Origin of the sequence: Achromobacter sp. Marseille-Q4962, from assembly GCF_943737005.1 — a bacterium.
Classification (GTDB): Bacteria; Pseudomonadota; Gammaproteobacteria; order Burkholderiales; family Burkholderiaceae_B; genus Achromobacter.
This window is the reverse complement of the sequence record NZ_CALSFU010000044.1, coordinates 1-18,069: the sequence shown is the minus strand read 5'-3', so window position 1 is coordinate 18,069 and position 18,069 is coordinate 1. Positions and strand designations below refer to the sequence as shown.

The window sequence follows — 18,069 nt, the reverse complement described above, 5'->3', positions numbered from 1 at the left end:
CGCCACGATGCTCTTGTACCAGACGCACGGCGCGGTCACGGACTTCCGGGGAAAACTTGTTCTGCTTGCTCATAAGGGCTCCATTCTCTCAAAGGTTGGAGCCTCCGCAAAACCCGGGGCAATTCAGTGTGGGGGCGGCGCGGCCGATCTGAAGCGCCTTCTGTAATGCGTGCGGTTCAACCTGTGCGTGGGCAACAACGACAGCCACGTCAAGAATCTGTCTGTGTTGCAGGCGCCTGGCTCGCAATTTTGCTTTGTCGATTGGCGGGGAGATGAAGCCCGGAGCGATCGGTTCCGAGCAACTGGAGGCGGTGGCGCGCGAGCTAGGCTTTGCCGGACGTAATGTCAGGGCGGTGCGATCGGCATTGACAAGCGGGCTGCTCCGCGCGTTGGCGCTGGTGCGGGCCGCTCTGTCCGGGCAGGCCCTGGCCGGTACGGAGCGCACGCTGGTGGAGCGTGTGGGCCGGTGGATCAATACGAATACCCAAACGCTCGCGAAACGCTGCGGCTGGCAGCCTTAGGCTTGAGCCCGTATCACCACCGCATCCAACGCGACCACTCCCTGTCCTTCGGGCAGCGCCAGCAAGGGATTGATTTCCACCGAGCTGAAGTCTGCCCGGCGGGCGTGGGCGAAGCGGGACAGCGCCGCCAATGCCTCGGCCAGCGCGCCGACGTCGCACGGGGGCGCGCCGCGCGCGCCTTGCAGCAACGCGTAGCCCTTGATCTCGCGGATCATCGCCAGGGCGTCGTCGCGGCCGAAGGGCGCGAGGCGGAAGCTCACGTCCTTGAGCACCTCGACGAACACGCCTCCCAGCCCGAACATGACTACCGGTCCGAACACCGGGTCGCAATGCACGCCGGCGATGCACTCCACGCCCTTGGGCGCCATGGGCGCCACGAGGACGCCGTCGATGCGGGCGTCGGGCCGGTGCTGGCGCACCGAGGCCAGGATGTCGGCGCAGGCGCCGCGCAGCGCGTCATCGCCCTGCACATTGAGCTTCACGCCGCCTACGTCGCTCTTGTGCGTGATGTCGGGCGACACCACCTTGAGCGCGCAGGGAACGCCCAGGCCGGCGGCGGCTCGCACCGCAGCGTCGGCATCGGCGGCCAGTACGCAAGGCGACGCGGGCAGGCCGGCCTGGCGCAGCAGTTCCATGGCCTGGACTTCGTTGTAGGCGTCCAGCGGCGGCGGAGCGCCGTCGTCCGTTGTTGCGGGGCTTGCTTCAACCGCGCCGGGGGCCGGGTTTGCTCCCAGGCCGGCCACCGCGCCTATCGTGCGGATGGCGGCGCTGGGATCGGGGAACACCAGGCAGCCCAGCCGCTCCAGTTCGCGGCGGCGCGCGGGCGGGAACAGCGCGCTGATCGCCAGCGGCACGCCGGGATGGCGGGCCTGCATCTGCCGAGCAAAGGCTTCGAAAGTCGGCCACAAGGCTTCGGACGATCCGGCAGCGGCCAGGAAGACCGCCAGGGCGTCATAGCGGCCGTCGGCCAGCATGTCGTCGGCGGTGTCCAGCAGCAGCCCGGGCTCCGACACGGCCTGGCCGGTGACGTCGACCGGATTGCGGCCGCTGGCAAAGGGCACGCGTTGCAGCAGCCTGGCCTGCGCGCCGGCCGCGGGCTCGGGCAGCGCCAATCCGACGTCGGCGGCCTCGTCGGCCATCAGCGCGCCCACGCCGCCCGAAATGGTGAAGATCCCCAGGCGCCGGCCTTGCGGCGGCCGCTTCCATGTATCCAGCGCATAGCCCAGGTTGAAGAATTCCTCGATGGTGCGCGCGCGCAGGGCGCCGTATTGGCGGAAGAGCGCGTCGTACACGGCGTCGTCGCCGGCCAGCGCGGCGGTGTGCGAGGCTGCTGCCTGCGCGCCGGCCTGGGTGCGGCCGATCTTGGTGACGACCACGGGCTTGTCCGCGTCGCGTGCCGCGGCCAGGGCGCGGCGCAACTTGGCGCCATCGCGGCAGCCTTCCATATAGGCCATGATGACGCGGGTATCGGTATCGCGCGCCAGCCATTCGATGCAGTCTGCAACGTCGATGTCGGCCTCGTTGCCGGTGCTGATCCAGTGCGACAGGCCCAGGCCGCGCTCGCGCGCCATGCTGTAGGCATAGGCCCCGAACGCGCCGCTCTGGGACACCATGCCGATGCCGCCGGGCGCGACCACGCCATTGGCGGGAGCGGGCGAGAAGGTGGCGTAGACATTGCGCCGCACGTTCATGAAGCCCAGGCAGTTCGGGCCCAGCAGCCGGATGCCGCGCTCGCGCGCGATGGTGCAAAGCCGTTCCTGCCGCGCGGCGCCGTCCGTGCCGGTCTCGGAGAAGCCGGACGTGAACACCACGGCTGCGCCGACCTGCCCGGGCCGGGCGCGTTCCAGCGCCTGCGCGGCATGGGCGGCGGGCACGGCCAGGATGGCCAGATCCACCTGGCCATCCAGCGCGTCCAGGCCCGCCAGGGCCGGCAGGCCGGCAATGGTGTCCGCTCGCGGGTTGATGGGAATGATGCGGCCGCCGTAGCCGTGTTGCAGCAACAGGGTGACGGGCATTGCGCCAATCTTGCCCGGCGTGGCCGAGGCGCCCACGATGGCGATGCCTTGCGGATCGAAGAGGCGGGACAGAGACGTGTCGGGAAGCTGAGTCATGGTGTGGCAGGGATCAATCAAGAGAAGCGCACGACGCTGCGGCCGATGCTGCCGCGTTCAAGCATGGCGGACAGCGCCTGCGGCAGTTCGCGGGGTTCGATGACGCGGGCGATCAGATCCAGGCGCGCGGGACGGTATTCGGCGGCGAGCTTGTTCCATACCTGGCGCCGCAGCGGCATGGGACTGTTGGCGTTGATGCCCAGCAGCTTGACGCCGCGCAAGATGAAGGGAATGACCGAGGCGGGCAGTTCCGCGCCGTCCGCATTGCCGAAGGCGGCGGCCACGGCGTCCGGCTTCAGGCTGGCGAGCGCGTAAGCCAGCAGCGGGCCGCCCACCGAGTCGACCACGCCGGCCCAGCGCGCGCTCAGCAGCGGCTTGATGCCGGCCGAGAGGTCGGGCGGCGCGAGCACCTCCTGCGCGCCCAGGGCGCGCAGATAGTTTTCCGCATCCGGCTTGCCCGACATGGCGCAGACGCGATAGCCGCGCCGGCTCAGGATGTCGATGGCAATGCCGGCGACGCCGCCCGTGGCGCCGGTGACCAGCACCTCGCCCTGCTCCGGCGCCAGCCCGCAATGCTCCATCCAGTGCAAGGACAGCGCGGCCGTGTAGCCCGCCGCGCCCAGCACGGCGGCGTCGCGCAGCCCGATGCCGGCGGGCAGCGGCAGCGCCCAGTCATGGCGCACCCGCGCGTATTCGGCATAGCCGCCGTCGCAGTCCACGCCGATGCCGAAGCCGTGCACCACGACCTCCTGGCCGGGCGCGAGCGCCGGATCGGCGGAATGCACCACCGTACCCGACAGGTCGATGCCGCCGATGCGCGGATACTCGCGGATGATGCCGCCGCGCCCGGCCTGCGCCAGCGCGTCCTTGTAGTTCAGGCCCGCATAGGCGACCTTGATAAGCGTATCGCCCGCGGACAACTGGTCCGGCGTCAACGTGTCGTAACGGCCTTGCGGCGGCTCGCCCGCCGCGCCGGCGTGCAGGCGGTAGGCCCGGAATTCGGGAGTTTCCATGCTTGTCTCCGTTGAGGCTCAGGCTTGCGCCAGCAGCCGGCGCGCCAGCGTGGCGCGGTGCAGTTCGTTGGCGCCGTCGTAAATGCGGAAGGGGCGCATTTCCTGCCAGACCATGGCGACGGGCGTGTCGTCGGACAGGCCCGACGCGCCCATCATCTGGACGGCGCGGTCGGCCACGCGGTTCACGGCTTCGGACACGAAGACTTTGGCCATGGCGCTGTGCTGCTTCACCGACAGGCCCGTGTCCATGCGGTCGGCGCAGTCCAGCGTCATGAGGCGGGCGGCGTACAGGTCGATGTGGGAGTCCGCGACCATGGCCTGGATCTGCTGCAGGTCCGCCAGGCGGGAACCGAAGGAATCGCGTTGCGCCACATAGCTTTGCGCGGTTTCCAGCGCGCGCCGCGCGCGGCCGATGTAGCGCATGCAATGGGACAGGCGGGCCGGCTCCAGCCGCAACTGCGCATACTCCAGGCCGCGGCCGGGCTCGCCCAGCACGGCCTCGTCGCCGACCTCGCAATCCTGCAGCACGATCTCGGCGTGGCCGCCGATCTGGTAGCCCGTCACCATGCCGATGTCGCGCACGACCCGGTAGCCCGGCGTGTCGGCAGGCACCAGGAACAGCGTGGCGCCGGTATCGGTGCGCGCCAGCACCAGCGCGAAATCCGCGCCCACGCCGCCGCTGATGAACTGCTTGTGTCCATTCAACACCCAGCGCGCGCTACGCCGTTCGGCATGGGTGCGCAGCATGGAAGGGTCGGACCCGGCGCCGGGAGCGGGCTCGGTCATGGCGAAGCAGGCGCGCCGTTCGCCGCGCACCAGAGGCCCGAGAAAGCGTTCCAGCTGGGCGGGAGTGCCCAGGCGCAGCAGCGTCAGCATGTTGGGCTGGTCGGGCGCGGCGCAGTTCAGGGCGGCAGGCCCCAGGAATCCGCGCCCCGCTTCTTCCAGGACCTGGGCCAGGGCGCGCCAGCCCAGACCCAGGCCGCCCCATTCCCTGGGAAGCTGCGGCGCATACAGGCCGGCCTCGCGAGCCTGGACGCGCAGGCGGGCGACGCAGCGGTCCAGCGCGGTCACGTCGCGGGCAATGGCGGGAGACTCAGCGGGTATGGCCACCTCTTCCACGAAGCGGCGCACGCGCGCGCACAGGTCTTGCGGGGCGTCGCCGCCGTTGCGTTCTTGCTGGGACTGCATGGCTTATTCCTCGATCTTCACGCCGGCCTGCTTGACCACGGCGCGCCATCTGTCGGTTTCGTCGGCGATGTGCCGGCCAAAGGCTTCGGGCGTGCCGCCGGTGGGCTGCATGCCCAGCCCGGTGAAGTAGCTGCGAACTTCGGGGTCCGCCAACACGGTATTGATCTGGCGGTTCAGCAGGGCGATCACGTCCTTGGGGGTTCCGGCGGGCGCCATCACCCCCCACCAGGAGGAGGCCGACAGCGGCACGCCCAGCTCGGCCAGCGTGGGAACGTCCGGCAGATCGGGGTTGCGCGCTTGCGCCGCGATGGCGATGGGCCGCAGGCGCCCCTCCTTGACTTGCGCGTACACCGGCGGCAGGTTGTCGAAGCTCATCTGGACTTGTCCGCCGACGAGCGCGGTGGCGGCCTCGCTGCTGCCTTTGTAGGGAATGTGCCGCAGCGCGATGCCGGTCTGGTGCGCAAACTGTTCACCCGCCAGATGCGGGATGCTTCCCGTGCCGGCGGTGGCGTAGGTCAGGCCCTGCTGCTGCGCGGCGGCGCGTTTCAGGTCTTCCAGGCTGCGTGCGGGGCTGGCGGCCGGCAACAGCAGATAGACCGGCACGTCCGTGGCCCAGATCACCGGAGCCAGATCCTTCTTCACGTCATAGGGCAGCCTGGCGTACAGCACACTGTTGGTCGCCAGGTTGGCCGTGCCCATCAGCAAGGTGTAGCCGTCGGGCGCGGCGCTGGCGACATAGGCGGTGCCGATCTGCGTAGCGCCGCCGGGCTTGTTTTCCACCACCACGGGCTGGCCCAGCAAGGGCGCCAGTTTGCGCGCGATCATGCGCGCCGCGGTGTCGGTGCCGCCGCCAGCCGCGTACGGCACGATCAGGCGCACCGGCTTGTCGGGATAGGCGGCCTGCGCCGCGCCTGCCGCGCCCAGCAGGGCAAGGGCGCCCAGCGCGCGCAGCGCTCGGAGAATGCGTTGCATGGCGGTCTTCCTGCAATGGGCTTACTGGATGCGGGCGCCGGTGGATTGCACCAGCTTGCCCCACCATGCGGTTTCGTCGGCGATCTGCTTGGCGAATTCGGCCGGCGTGCTGGCCAGCGGCTCGGCGCCCAGTTCCTGGAAGCGGGCGCGCAGCTGCGGGTCCTGCAGCGCCTTGACCACGGCCGCGTGCAGGCGTTCGATGACCGCCGGGTCGGTGCCCGCGGGCGCCATCAGGCCCTTCCAGGCCATTACCACGAAACCTTTCTGGCCGGCCTCATCGAAGGTGGGAATATCGGGCGCGGCCGTGGCGCGCTGGTCGCTGGGCACCGCCAGCGCGCGCAGACCGCCCGCTTTGACCTGCGGCAGCAGCGCCGGCATGTTGTCGATCATGAAGTCGATATGGCCGGCCACCAGATCGGTGATGGCGGGGCCGGTGCCCTTGTACGGCACGTGCTCGGCCTGGATGCCCGCCCGCTGCTTGAGCAGCTCGCCGGCCAACTGCGCGGGCGAGCCGTTGCCCGGAGACCCGAAGGACAGCTTGCCAGGGTGGTTGCGCGCATACTGCAGGAACTCCTGCAGCGTCTTCACCGGCATGGACTTCGTCACCACCATCAGGTTGTGCTCGCGCTCCAGGCAGGTAATGGGCGCCAGATCCTTGGCCGGATCGAACGGCATGTTGGCGTACAGGCTGGGGTTGATGACGGTGGGGCCCGCCGCCGCCAGCAGCAGCGTGTACCCGTCGGGGGCGGAACGGGCAACGAAGTCGCCTCCGATGTTGCCGCCGGCCCCGGGCTTGTTTTCGACAATGACCGGCTGGCCCAGGATGGGATGCAAGGCTTCGGCCAGCAGGCGGCCCAGGATATCGGTGGAGCCGCCAGGGGCGAACGGCACGATCAGCCTCACGGGCTTGTCAGGGTATGCGGCCGCGGCTTGCGGGGGCAGGGCGGCGCAGGCGAAGGCAGCGGCCACGGCGCCGATCCACTTCGGCAGGTGCTTGTGCAGCATGATGGAAGTCTCCTTTGGTTTGGCGGGCCGCCGGCTTCTTGCGGCTGCGGTCCCGGGATGGCCCTGGGGCCTGTTCACACGAACGCGGGTCTTGGGCAGGCCCTAGCGGCCGGGCGCATAGCCCGCCTGGGTCAGCGTGTGGCGGGCAATGGTCAGTTGATGGATCTGGCTGGTTCCTTCGTACAGGCGGAACAGGCGCACATCGCGGTAGAAGCGTTCAATGCCATGGTCGGCGATGTAGCCGTAGCCGCCGTGCATCTGCACGCAGCGGTCCGCCACGCGACCGCACATCTCCGACGCGAAGTATTTGCAGATCGAGGCGTTCAGCGTGACGTCCGCGCCAGCATCGCGTTCGCGGGCGGTCTGCAGCACCAGCGCGCGGGCGGCCTGGATCTCCGTCTGGCAGTCGGCCAGCATGGCCTGGATCAGCTGGAAATCCATCAGCGGCTTGCCGAACTGCTGGCGCTCAGCCACGAAGCGCAGCGTATCGTCCAGCATGCGGATGGCGGGCCCGATGCACAGCGCGGCCAGATGGATGCGTTGCTTGTTCAGCACTTTCATGGCCGTCTTGAATCCCAGGCCTTCCTGGCCGCCGATAATGTTGGCGGCCGGCACGCGGCAGTCCTGGAAATGCACGGCGGATACGGGAGATCCGGCCTGGCCCATCTTTTCGTAAGGCTGTCCGGTGGACAGGCCGGGCGTGCCGCGCTCCACAATGAAGGCGGTGATGCCCTTGGCGCCGGGCGCCTGCGGATCGGTCCGGGCCATGACCGTAAACAGGCCCGCCAGCGGCGCATTGGTGATGAAGCACTTTTCGCCATTCAATACGTAGTGGTCGCCGTCGCGCACGGCGGCGGTGCGCAGGGCCGTGGCGTCCGAGCCTGCTTGCGGCTCGGTCAGCGCGAAGCAGCCGGTCAGCTCGCCGGACGCCAGCCGGGGCAGATAATGCGCCTTTTGCGCATCGGTGCCGTCGGCCACCAGCGCTTCGGATCCGATGCCGGTGTTGGTGCCGACGCGGGCCCGGAATGCCACCGAGCATTGCGACAGTTCCATGGCGGCCAGGATCAGCTCTTCGGTCGTCATGCCCGCGCCGCCGTATTGCTCGGGGATGGAGTAGCCGAACAGTCCCCGCGCGGCCATGCTGGCAACCAGGTCTTGCGGCACCTCGTCCAGGCGGGCCACTTCCGCCTCGCGCGGCACCAGTTGCTCGCGCACATAGCGGCGCAGCGATTCGAGGAAAAGCGGGAAGCCGTCCGGGTCCCTGATCATGGTGAGTCTCCGTTTTATCCGGGCGCTGATGCGTGCCGCGCCGTGTTGAATCCAGGCTAGCAAAAGGCCGTGCGATTTGAGACAAGTGTTTCGATATCTTGAACGTCTCGCGCGTCGGCATGGCGGCCGCTGCTCTATGATCGGCAGGAATGCGCGCGCGTATCCGCGCGCCCCGGACTCAGGACCGCGACCATGACCACCCGCCCAGGCGAGCGCCATGCCGACCCCGCCTTCGCCACCACGCTGGCGCATGGCCTGTCGGTGCTGCAGGCTTTCCGGCACGGAGAGCCGGCGCTCGGCAACCGCGAACTGGCGGACCGCACCGGTCTGTCCAAGGCCACGATTTCACGGCTGACCACCACGCTGATGCAGCGCGGCCTGCTGCGCTATGATGCCGGCCTGCGCCGCTATCGCCTGGGAACCGCAGTGCTGTCGTTGAGCTATCCGCTCCTGGCCAGCATCAAGGTCAGGCAACTGGCGCGTCCGTTGATGAAGCGTTTGGCCGATGCGGCGGGCGGCTCGGCGTCGCTGGGCATGCATCACGGCTTGAACATGGTGTATGTGGAAACCTGCCGGGGCCACGACGCGGTGTCGTTCCGCCCGGATATCGGCGCCTTGCTGCCGCTGCTGCCCTCGGCCATGGGACGCGCCTGGCTGGCGCAGGCGCCGGCCGACGAGGCCGAATCCGTGCTGGCGGCGCTGCGGCGCCAGGATCCGGCGATCTGGCGGCGCCATGCGCCCGATTGGGAGCAGGCGCAGCGCGACTATGCCGAACATGGCTATTGCGTGGGGCAGGGCGACTGGCATTCGGACGTGCATGCGGTGGCGGTGCCCATGCGCACGCGCGTTGACGGCCAGACGCTGGTGTTCAACTGCGGCGTGCCGGTGACGCGATTGCGCGCGGGCGACTTGCGCGGCCGCATCGCGCCCCGCCTGCTCACACTGGTGGCGCGGGTGGAAAAAATGTTGGAGCGCCAGAATGACGACGCGTGACCCGGACCGGGAATTCACCTCCACGCTGGCGCACGGCATTGATATCCTGGCCTGCTTCCGGGCCGACAAGCCAGTGCTGGCCAACAAGGATTTCGCGCAGCAGACGGGGTTGTCGCGCAGCGCCGTCGCGCGCTTGACGCACACCCTGGTGGAATTGGGCTTCTTGCAGCGCGAAGACGAGCCCGCGCGCTACCGGCTGGGCGCTTCGGTGCTGGCGCTGAGCTACCCCTTGCTGGCCAGCATGCAGATCCGGCAATTGGCGCGGCCGCTGATGAAGCAGTTGGCCGACCACGCGCGCGGGGCCGTGTCGCTGGTGGTGCGCGACCGCCTGCAGATGGTGTATGTGGAAACCGCCCGCTCCAACGAAGCCTTGCAGACCCGGCCCGATATCGGCGCTTCGCTGCCGCTGCTGTCCAGCGCCGCCGGCAAGGCGTGGCTGGCGCGGGTTTCGGACGAAGAGCGGGCCGCCGTGCTGAATCAGTTGCGCGTGGCCGACGCCCGGCATTACGACGCGCATTTCCCCAGCCTGGCGGCAGCGCGCCGCGACCTGGAGCGCAAGGGCTATTGCGGCAACAACCTGGAGTGGCGCCCGGACGCCTACGGCTTTGCCGCGCCGCTGGGACGGCCTTACCAGTCGCTGCTGTATGTCTTCAATTGCGGCGTGCCGGCGGGCGACGGTCCTTACCGGGAACGCGCCGCCGACATCGGCCCGCGCCTGGTCGCCCTGGCAAGGGAGACGGAAAGGCTGCTGGGGCTGGTTTGACGCCGCAGGGCGGGGTTTGGGGGCCGCCTCCGGAATTCATGACTCCAAGTCAAAAGTGTTTCGCTGTTTCCTGGCTTTTTCCGCAAGCATGGGGGCGGCATACTGGGCGCCTGCCTTCCGATCGGGCTTTCCCGCGCCCCGGCCATCCGCGCCGGCTGGCTCCCGGGACTCCCCAATCGGCGCAATCGAACCCAAGGAAACCCTATGCATCCCCAGGACTCTCAGCCGGTGAAAACCGGCCTGCCGCTGTTGGCGCTCGCCGTCGGCGCTTTCGGCATCGGCGTGACCGAGTTTTCTCCCATGGGCCTGCTGCCCGTGATCGCCGAGGGCGTGGACGTGTCCATCCCCAGCGCCGGCATGCTGGTCAGCGCCTACGCCATCGGCGTGATGGCGGGCGCGCCGTTGATGACGCTGGCCCTGTCGCGCTGGTCGCGCCGCAATGCGCTGCTGGTGCTGATGGCGATCTTCACGGCAGGCAACGTGCTGTCCGCGTTGGCTCCCAACTACACCACACTGCTCTTGGCGCGGCTGGTCACCAGCCTGAACCATGGCGCGTTCTTCGGCCTGGGTTCGCTGGTCGCGGCCAGCGTGGTGCCGCGCCACAAGCAGGCCAGCGCCGTTGCCACCATGTTTCTGGGGCTGACCATCGCCAACGTGGGCGGCGTGCCGGCGGCGACCTGGCTGGGCCAGGCCATAGGCTGGCGCATGTCGTTCGCAGCGACCTCGGCGCTGGGCCTGATTGCGATGTTGTCGCTGTGGTTTGCGCTGCCGGCCGGCGAGGCTGGACGCCGCCCCGACATCCGCCGCGAACTTGCCGTGCTCAAGAGTCCGGTGGTGCTGGTGGCCTTGCTGACTACGGTGCTGGGCGCGGGCGCGATGTTCACGCTCTACACCTATGTGGCGCCGGCCCTGGCCGAACTGACGGGCGCCTCGCCCCATTTCGTCACGGCGATGCTGGTGCTGATCGGCATCGGTTTCACCATCGGCAATACCGCGGGCGGGCGCTTCGCCGACCGCTCGCTGGACGGCAGCCTGATCGCCTTCCTGGTGCTGATCATCGCTGACCTGCTGGCGTTTCCGTGGCTGGCCGCCACGCAGACTGGCGCGGCTATTGCCCTGCTGATTTTCGGCTTCGGCACGTTCGCCGTGGTGCCGCCGCTGCAGATGCGCGTGATGCGTGCCGCCACCGATGCGCCGGGCCTGGCCTCGTCGGTGAACGTGGGCGCCTTCAACCTGGGCAATGCGCTGGGCGCGGCAGCGGGTGGGGGCGTGATCTCGGCGGGGATGGGCTATGGGGCGGTGCCCATCGCTGGAGCCGTCATCGCCGCGGCGGGATTGGGCCTGGTGCTGTGGCAGCGCGCGAGCAACCAGCGGCAACGCAAGCTGGCAATGCAAGGCTGCTGATACCGCGATAAGCAGGGGAAAAGGGGGCGTCCATGTGGACTGCTCCCCGAGCGTTGGACATAGATCCGACCTTCGGGGGCAGTTTACTGACGTGCCCCGGAATTGGGGTCAGATAGCCGAGCGAGCCGCGGGGACGATGATGGTTGTAGTCGTGCTGGTTGGCCTCCAGACAGACACTCTCGCGACTCCATTGATCGATGACAGTCAGGATGCGAAAGCGGCGTCCGTCAAGCATCTGGTCATGAACGAAATCCATGCTCCAGTGCTGATTCGGCCCGGTGGGTACCGGTGGCTTGCCGCGCAGTAGCGCAATGCGCTTGCGGTGCTTGACCTTCATCCGCAGTTGCAGCCCTCCAGGCTGTAGAGCCGATAGACGCGCTTTTTGCCCACCTCCCAGCCCTCGCGATGCAGTATCACCAGCACCCGCCGGTAGCCAAACCGCGGGCGCTCATGGCGATGTCCCGGATGCGTTGGCGCAGCGCACTTTGATCTTGCGCGTGACTCTTCGCGCACCAGGTCGAGCGCTGCAGCAGCGCCAGCGCGCAGGAACGTTGCACGCTGATCTGGAAACGTGCTTGCATCCAGACCGCCAGCTCGCGCCGTTTGGCAGCCTTCAGACTTTTTTCGCACTACCTCTTGCAGGATCTGCTTATCCAGCGTCAGGTCGGCGACGATACGTCGCAGGCGTGCGTTCTCGTCTTCGAGTTGCTTGAGCTTACGCAGCTCACTAATCCCGAAGTCGGCGTATTTCTTTTTCCAAGTGTAGAAAGTCGCTTCCGACACATCGAGCTGACGACATACATCGACCACCGGTGTGCCGTTATTTGCCAGTCGCAGCGCATAGGCGATCTGCTCTTCGGTAAATCTCGACCGTTTCATGTGGCTCCTCCTCGCCCCGCTCGGGGCGCTGAAAAGCAACCTTAACTCTAGTTTTGACCTGTACGGATATTCCAGGGGCACGTCATGCGGCTGTATGGCTTGACCTGAGACGACCCGACATTCATGCAAGCAGCGACTACGATCATCTAAAAAATTCAACAGTTTTTTTTCTAGAAAATTGAATTAAGATTCCACGGTCAACCGAGCGGAGGCATGCAATGGGCGATCGTGGCAAGCAGCAACCCCCTTTCGATTTTGAGCTCAATCTGCGCATCCGGCGTCGGCGTGCAGTCTTGCCGTGGTTGGCTGTCGCTGGATTGGCGCTTATCTACCTCCCCAGATTTTGGGGTGCGTTTGAAAAGTTTCTGTTCAGCGCGGGTTGAAACTAGAAAAAAAGTCTGTTGGGCAGCCTGACAGATGCCTCGGGGGTGTCCGCCCCCGAGGCATCCATTTGAGAGGATGTACATATGACTTTTGGTATTCGCCTACTCGTGAAAGGCGAGCGCGCCTGCTTCACCAGACCCGAGATGAAAAGCGAGCGTGTGAGTTATGACGTCATCACGCCTTCGGCCGCGCGCGGCATCCTGGAGGCCATTCACTGGAAACCGGCGATCCGCTGGCACATAGACCGCATCCGCGTGCTCAAGCCGATCCGCTTCGAATCGATCCGGCGCAACGAGGTCGGCAGCAAGATTTCCCCGGCCAACGTGTCCCGGGCCATGAAGGCCGGCTCGACGGCGGGATTGACGAATTACGTGGACCAGGACCGCCAGCAGCGCGCGGCCATGGTGCTGCGCGACGTGGCCTATGTGATCGAGGCCCATTTCGAGCTTACGCCCAAGGCTGGCGCGGACGATTCGGTGGGCAAGCATCTGGACATCTTCAATCGCCGCGCGCGCAAGGGGCAGTGCTTTCACATGCCGTGCCTGGGCGTGCGCGAGTTTCCGGCGGCCTTCGCCCTGATCGAGGAGGGCGAAAGTCTGCCCGCGCCGCACGAAAGCCTGTTGGCCGAGCGCGACCTGGGCTGGATGCTGCATGACATCGATTTCGCCCAGGGCATGGCGCCGCGCTTTTTCCGCGCCCGCATGGCGCAAGGCGTGATCGAGGTGCCGCCCTGGCGCGGCGTGGAGAGCCGGCCATGATTCTGCAGGCGCTCGTCGATTATTACCAACGGCTGCTGGAACGCCGGACCGAGGGCCTGGCGTCCTTTGGCTACAGCCCCGAGAAAATCAGCTACGAAATCCTGCTGTCCGCCGATGGCGGCGTGGTGCAGGTCAACGACATCCGCGACAACACGGGCAAGAAGCCGCAGCCGCGCCTGATGAACGTGCCCCAGCCCGAAAAACGCACGGTGGGCATCAAGTCCAACTTTCTTTGGGACAAGACCAGCTACGTACTCGGCATCAGCGCGACCAGCAAGCGCGCCGACAAGGAGCACGCCGCCTTCAAGTCCTTGCATCAGGAGCATCTGGCCGGCACGCAGGACGCGGGCCTGAAGGCGCTGCTGGCTTTTCTGGAGGCCTGGACGCCAGCGCGGTTCGCCGCTCCGCACTTCAGCGAGGATATGCTGGACGCCAACCTGGTGTTCCGCCTGGACGGCGAACGGACCTATTTGCACGAGCGCCCCGCCGCGCAGGCTCTACGCGCGCAGTTGCTGGCCAGCCAGGCGGAGGGCCAGCCGCCGCTGGCGATTTGCCTGGTGACCGGCGAGCCGTTGCCCGCGGCGCGCCTGCATCCGGCCATCAAGGGTGTCAGCGGCGCGCAGAGCTCGGGCGCCTCCATCGTCTCCTTCAATCAGGAGTCCTTCGCTTCCTACGGCAAGAGCCAGGGCGACAACGCGCCCGTTTCCGAACGGGCGGCGTTTGCCTACACCGCCGTGCTCAATCATCTGCTGCGCCGCGGCGAGCACAACCGCCAGCGCCTGCAGATCGGCGATACCAGCATCGTCTTTTGGGCCGAGGCGGCCGATGCGCAAGAGGCCGAGCAGGCCGAGCTGCTGCTGGCCGACCTGCTTGACGACCGCCCCACGGACGAGCAGGAGGCCGCACGCATCCGGAGCGAACTGGAAAAGGTGCAGAAGGGCCGGCCCTTGGCCGATATCGATCCCAGGCTTCAGGAAGACACGCGCATGTACGTGCTGGGCCTGGCGCCCAATGCCGCGCGCATCGCCATCCGCTTCTGGGAGGTCGGCACCCTGGGGCTGTTCGCCCGCCGCCTGGCCGAGCATGCCGCGGACTTCCATCTCGACCCCCGACCCTGGAAGACCGCCCCCTCGGCCTATCGTGTCGTGCTGGCCACGGCGCCGCAACACAAGGACAGCGCATCCATGGACGACGCGGCCAGCCAGCTCGTCGGTGAACTCGTGCGCGCGGTGCTTACCGGCAGGCCCTATCCGCGCAGCCTGTTGGCCAACGCCCTGATGCGCATGCGCAGCGACGGCCATGTGTCGGGGCTGCGCGTGGCCATTTGCAAAGGTATTCTGGCGCGCGAGCGCCGCCTGGGAATCAATAGCGACAAAGAGGAGATCCCCGTGAGTCTCGACAAGGCATCCACCCATCCCGGCTATCGGCTCGGACGTTTGTTCGCCGTGCTGGAGGCCGTCCAGCGGCTGGCGTTGGGCAAGCAGATCAATGCAACCATTCGCGACCGCTACTACGGCGCGGCGTCGGCGACGCCGGCATTGGTATTCCCTGTGCTGCTGCGCAACGCGCAAAACCATCTGGCACGGTTGCGCAAGGACAAGCCGGCCGCCGCAGCTGGTCTGGAAATGGACATTCGAGAGATCGTCGGGGGACTTGCCGACAACTTCCCCCGCAGCCTGCGCATCGAGGATCAAGGCCGGTTCGCCATCGGTTACTACCATCAGCAGCAAAGCCGCTTCCGCCAGGAGGATGGCGTCGACAGCGGCAATACGGAATCCACCGAAGACCACATCGAGGAAACTCAAGCATGACCGCCATCACCCACCGTTACGAATTCGTCTACCTGTTCGACATCACCAACGGCAACCCCAATGGCGACCCGGACGCCGGCAACCTGCCGCGCCTGGACCCCGAAACCAACCGGGGCCTGGTCACCGACGTCTGCCTCAAGCGCAAGATTCGCAATTTCGTGGCGCTGGACAAGGAGGACGCTGCGGGCTATGCGATCTACATGCAGGAAAAGGCCGTTCTGAACAACCAGCACCTCAAGGCGTATGAGGCCGTGGGCATCGAGCCGGTGGACAAGAAGCTGCCCAAGGAGGAGGCCAAGGCCCGCGAGATCACCGCCTGGATGTGCGCCAACTTCTTCGACGTGCGCAGCTTTGGCGCCGTGATGACGACCGGCGTCAATGCAGGCCAGGTGCGCGGGCCGGTACAGATGGCCTTCGCCACCTCCATCGATCCCGTGGTGCCGCTGGAAGTTTCCATCACCCGCATGGCGGTCACCACCGAGAAAGAGGCCGAAGCGCAGAGCGGAGACAACCGCACCATGGGCCGCAAGCACATCATTCCCTATGGCCTGTACCGTGCCCATGGCTATATTTCCGCCAGGCTCGCCGAGCGCACGGGATTCTCCAACGAGGATCTGGAGCTGCTCTGGCGCGCGCTCGCCAATATGTTCGAGCATGACCGCTCCGCGGCGCGCGGCGAAATGGCGGCGCGCAAGCTCATCGTGTTCGAGCATGAGAGCGCGATGGGGAACGCGCCGGCCCACGTGCTGTTCGATGCCGTCAAGGTGGAGCGGGCCCCGGGCGCGGATGCCGCCTCGCCCCGCCGATACGAAGACTACCGGGTCCGCGTCGACACCGCGGCCGTGCCGGCCGGCGTGACCGTGCGCGAGCTGATGTGACCTCGCGCGCCTCGCGGGGAATGCCATGGACGAAGACGACGTCATTGCCCTCTCGGCATTGCAGCATTACCTGTATTGCCCGCGGCAATGCGCGCTGATCCATGTCGAGCAGCTTTGGGCGGAAAGCCGGCATACCGCCGAAGGCCGCCTGCTGCACGAAAAGGCTGACCGGCCCAAGATCGAGCGCCGCAAGGGCGTGCGTGTCGTCACGGCGATGCCGCTGGCCGAAAATCGCCTGGGGGTCAGCGGCATTGCCGACGTGGTGGAATTCCACCAGGCCCCGGACGGCGAGCGCGCCTTCCCCGTCGAATACAAGCGCGGGCGCCCCAAGGCGAACCGGGCCGACGAAGTGCAGTTGTGCGCGCAGGCTCTGTGCCTGGAATCCATGCTGGGGCAGCGTATCGACGCCGGGGCGCTCTACTACGGCGCAACGCGCCGGCGCGTCGAAGTGCTTTTCGACGACGGACTGCGCCAGCTTACCCTGGAAACCATCGCCGCCGTGCGCGCGATGCTCGTGGCGGGTCATACGCCCACGGCCCGGTACCGTCCTCGCTTATGCGATGCCTGCTCGCTGCTGGACCTTTGCCAGCCCCGGCTGCTGGGGCGTGACAAAGGGGTCAATGTCTGGCTGGCGGAGCAGTGGTCCAAGGATATGGAAGGCGAGTCATGCGCAGACAGTTGAATACCTTGTACGTCACCACCGATGGCGCTTGGTTGCACAAAGATGGCGCCAACATTGTTATGGAGGTCGAACAGCAGGAGCGCGCCCGGTTGCCGGTGCACATGCTGGAGAGCCTGGTCTGTTTCGGGCGGGTACTGGTGTCTCCGCCTTTGCTGGGCTATTGCGCGGAGCAGGGCATATGCACCAGCTTCCTCACGCCGAACGGCCGGTTCCTGGCGCGCGTCGAAGGGCCGGTGTCCGGCAACGTATTGTTGCGCCGCCAGCAGTATCGGGCCAGCGACAATCCCGGGCGCTGTGCCGCCATCGTGCGCAACCTGCTGCTGGGCAAGCTGCACAACCAGCGCGTGGTGCTGGGTCGCGCCTTGCGGGATCACGGCGACGGTTTGCCGACCGATCGGCAGGCGGCGCTGGCGCACGCGCACAAGCGCCTGGAGATGATCGCCAAGAAGCTGCACGATGAAGACTCTGGCGTGGACCTGCTGCGCGGCTACGAGGGCGAGGCCGCGCAAGCGTACTTTGGCGTTTTCGATGCGCTGATCCGTGTGGACAGTCCGGCCATGCGCTTTTCGGGACGCAGCCGGCGGCCGCCGTGCGACGCCGTCAATGCCTTGCTGTCGTTTCTCTATACGCTGGTCACGCATGACTGCCGGTCGGCGTTGGAAAGCGTGGGCCTGGACCCGGCGGTGGGCTTTCTGCACCGGGACAGGCCAGGACGGCCCAGCCTGGCGCTGGACCTGTTGGAGGAATTCCGGCCGCTGCTGGCGGATCGCCTGGCGCTTTCGCTGATCAACCGCAAGCAGGTGGGCGAGCAAGATTTTCAGTACATGGACAACGGCGCCGTATTGTTGAGCGAGGCCGCGCGCAAGGCGGTGCTGGTGGCCTACCAGGAGCGCAAGCGCGAGGAGCTGCGTCATGCGTTCATCGACGAAAAAGCGGCAATCGGCCTCTTTCCGTTCATCCAGGCGCAATTGCTGGCGCGTCATCTGCGAGGCGACCTCGATGCCTATCCGCCATTCCTGTGGAAGTGAGGTCCGTCGATGATGGTACTGGTCAGTTACGACGTCAGCACCGCGGACCCGGGCGGCGCACGCAGATTGCGCCGGCTTGCCAGGGCCTGCCTGGACTACGGTCAGCGCGTGCAATTTTCCGTATTCGAGATCGAGGTGGATTCCGCCCAATGGACCATCTTGAAGGCCAGGCTGATGGAAACGATCGATCCGGTCCAGGACAGCCTGCGGTTCTACTACCTGGGCCGGCAATGGCGCAGCAAGGTCGAGCACGTCGGCGCCAAACCCGTGTTGGACCTGGATGGGTAATCCCCCCGCAAAAGCGTTGAGGTCAGAAGTAGAATTTTCTCGTTGAGGAGTTCTACAGCATGAAGAAGTCACGATTCACGGACAGCCAGATCATCGAAGCCATCAAACGGGTGGAAGCCGGC

General features: G+C 67.0%; 18 protein-coding genes. 10 read left to right on the top strand and 8 right to left on the bottom strand.

Annotation, left to right across the window (positions count from 1 at the left end):
• Positions 1-272: 272 nt before the first annotated feature.
• Positions 273-521, top strand: a complete 249-nt coding sequence (locus NGJ44_RS22180) for a hypothetical protein (protein ID WP_251865855.1) — start codon at positions 273-275, stop codon at positions 519-521.
• On the opposite strand, the gene NGJ44_RS22175 is transcribed toward NGJ44_RS22180, so the two are convergent.
• The 6 genes from NGJ44_RS22175 to NGJ44_RS22150 form a co-directional block, all read right to left on the bottom strand.
• Positions 518-2,632 (bottom strand): acetate--CoA ligase family protein, encoded by a 2,115-nt coding sequence (locus NGJ44_RS22175; protein WP_251865853.1) that lies wholly within the window; start codon positions 2,630-2,632, stop codon positions 518-520. The genes NGJ44_RS22180 and NGJ44_RS22175 overlap by 4 nt on opposite strands.
• Positions 2,633-2,649: 17 nt before the next feature.
• Entirely contained in the window at positions 2,650-3,645 is a 996-nt protein-coding gene (locus NGJ44_RS22170) for an acrylyl-CoA reductase family protein (protein ID WP_251865851.1), read from the bottom strand.
• Positions 3,646-3,663: 18 nt separating this feature from the next.
• Positions 3,664-4,833, bottom strand: a complete 1,170-nt coding sequence (locus tag NGJ44_RS22165) for an acyl-CoA dehydrogenase family protein (protein ID WP_251865848.1) — start codon at positions 4,831-4,833, stop codon at positions 3,664-3,666.
• A 3-nt stretch (positions 4,834-4,836) separates the two neighbouring features.
• Positions 4,837-5,805 (bottom strand): tripartite tricarboxylate transporter substrate binding protein, encoded by a 969-nt coding sequence (locus NGJ44_RS22160; protein ID WP_251865846.1) that lies wholly within the window; start codon positions 5,803-5,805, stop codon positions 4,837-4,839.
• Between the two features lie 21 nt (positions 5,806-5,826).
• Entirely contained in the window at positions 5,827-6,810 is a 984-nt protein-coding gene (locus tag NGJ44_RS22155) for a Bug family tripartite tricarboxylate transporter substrate binding protein (protein ID WP_053244145.1), read from the bottom strand.
• 102 nt (positions 6,811-6,912) lie between these two features.
• Positions 6,913-8,079: an acyl-CoA dehydrogenase family protein gene (locus tag NGJ44_RS22150; RefSeq protein WP_053244144.1), complete on the bottom strand. Its 1,167-nt coding sequence runs from the start codon at positions 8,077-8,079 to the stop codon at positions 6,913-6,915.
• A 192-nt stretch (positions 8,080-8,271) separates the two neighbouring features.
• Here NGJ44_RS22150 and NGJ44_RS22145 point away from each other — a divergent pair, with 192 nt between their 5' ends.
• The 3 genes from NGJ44_RS22145 to NGJ44_RS22135 all read left to right on the top strand — a co-directional run bounded on the left by NGJ44_RS22145 (position 8,272) and on the right by NGJ44_RS22135 (position 11,239).
• The gene (locus NGJ44_RS22145; RefSeq protein ID WP_251865844.1) at positions 8,272-9,072 is read left to right on the top strand and encodes an IclR family transcriptional regulator; all 801 of its coding nucleotides are present in this window, start codon (positions 8,272-8,274) and stop codon (positions 9,070-9,072) included.
• Positions 9,059-9,835: an IclR family transcriptional regulator gene (locus NGJ44_RS22140; protein WP_053244142.1), complete on the top strand. Its 777-nt coding sequence runs from the start codon at positions 9,059-9,061 to the stop codon at positions 9,833-9,835. Before NGJ44_RS22145 ends, NGJ44_RS22140 begins: the two co-directional genes overlap by 14 nt.
• Before the next feature lie 204 nt (positions 9,836-10,039).
• Positions 10,040-11,239 (top strand): MFS transporter, encoded by a 1,200-nt coding sequence (locus tag NGJ44_RS22135; protein ID WP_053244141.1) that lies wholly within the window; start codon positions 10,040-10,042, stop codon positions 11,237-11,239.
• On the opposite strand, the gene NGJ44_RS23230 is transcribed toward NGJ44_RS22135, so the two are convergent.
• Together NGJ44_RS23230 and NGJ44_RS22130 are read right to left on the bottom strand one after the other, a co-directional pair.
• Entirely contained in the window at positions 11,154-11,576 is a 423-nt protein-coding gene (locus tag NGJ44_RS23230) for a DDE-type integrase/transposase/recombinase (RefSeq protein ID WP_502802160.1), read from the bottom strand. The genes NGJ44_RS22135 and NGJ44_RS23230 overlap by 86 nt on opposite strands.
• Positions 11,573-12,118: a transposase gene (locus NGJ44_RS22130; RefSeq protein ID WP_251865842.1), complete on the bottom strand. Its 546-nt coding sequence runs from the start codon at positions 12,116-12,118 to the stop codon at positions 11,573-11,575. Before NGJ44_RS22130 ends, NGJ44_RS23230 begins: the two co-directional genes overlap by 4 nt.
• A gap of 467 nt (positions 12,119-12,585) precedes the next feature.
• Here NGJ44_RS22130 and cas5c point away from each other — a divergent pair, with 467 nt between their 5' ends.
• From cas5c to cas2, 6 genes are read left to right on the top strand one after another with little or no spacing between them, the layout of a single operon-like run.
• Entirely contained in the window at positions 12,586-13,260 is a 675-nt protein-coding gene (gene cas5c, locus NGJ44_RS22125; RefSeq protein WP_251865840.1) for a type I-C CRISPR-associated protein Cas5c, read from the top strand.
• Complete coding sequence (cas8c, locus tag NGJ44_RS22120) at positions 13,257-15,071, top strand: type I-C CRISPR-associated protein Cas8c/Csd1 (RefSeq protein ID WP_251865839.1); 1,815 nt, start codon at positions 13,257-13,259, stop codon at positions 15,069-15,071. Before cas5c ends, cas8c begins: the two co-directional genes overlap by 4 nt.
• Positions 15,068-15,949: a type I-C CRISPR-associated protein Cas7/Csd2 gene (gene cas7c, locus NGJ44_RS22115; RefSeq protein WP_053244137.1), complete on the top strand. Its 882-nt coding sequence runs from the start codon at positions 15,068-15,070 to the stop codon at positions 15,947-15,949. Before cas8c ends, cas7c begins: the two co-directional genes overlap by 4 nt.
• A gap of 25 nt (positions 15,950-15,974) precedes the next feature.
• Entirely contained in the window at positions 15,975-16,631 is a 657-nt protein-coding gene (gene cas4 / locus NGJ44_RS22110) for a CRISPR-associated protein Cas4 (RefSeq protein WP_053244136.1), read from the top strand.
• Positions 16,616-17,659, top strand: coding sequence for a type I-C CRISPR-associated endonuclease Cas1c (cas1c, locus tag NGJ44_RS22105; protein ID WP_251865837.1), 1,044 nt, complete (start codon positions 16,616-16,618; stop codon positions 17,657-17,659). The genes cas4 and cas1c overlap by 16 nt, the downstream gene beginning before the upstream one ends.
• A gap of 9 nt (positions 17,660-17,668) precedes the next feature.
• Positions 17,669-17,947, top strand: a complete 279-nt coding sequence (cas2, locus tag NGJ44_RS22100) for a CRISPR-associated endonuclease Cas2 (RefSeq protein ID WP_251865835.1) — start codon at positions 17,669-17,671, stop codon at positions 17,945-17,947.
• Positions 17,948-18,069 lie beyond the last annotated feature (122 nt).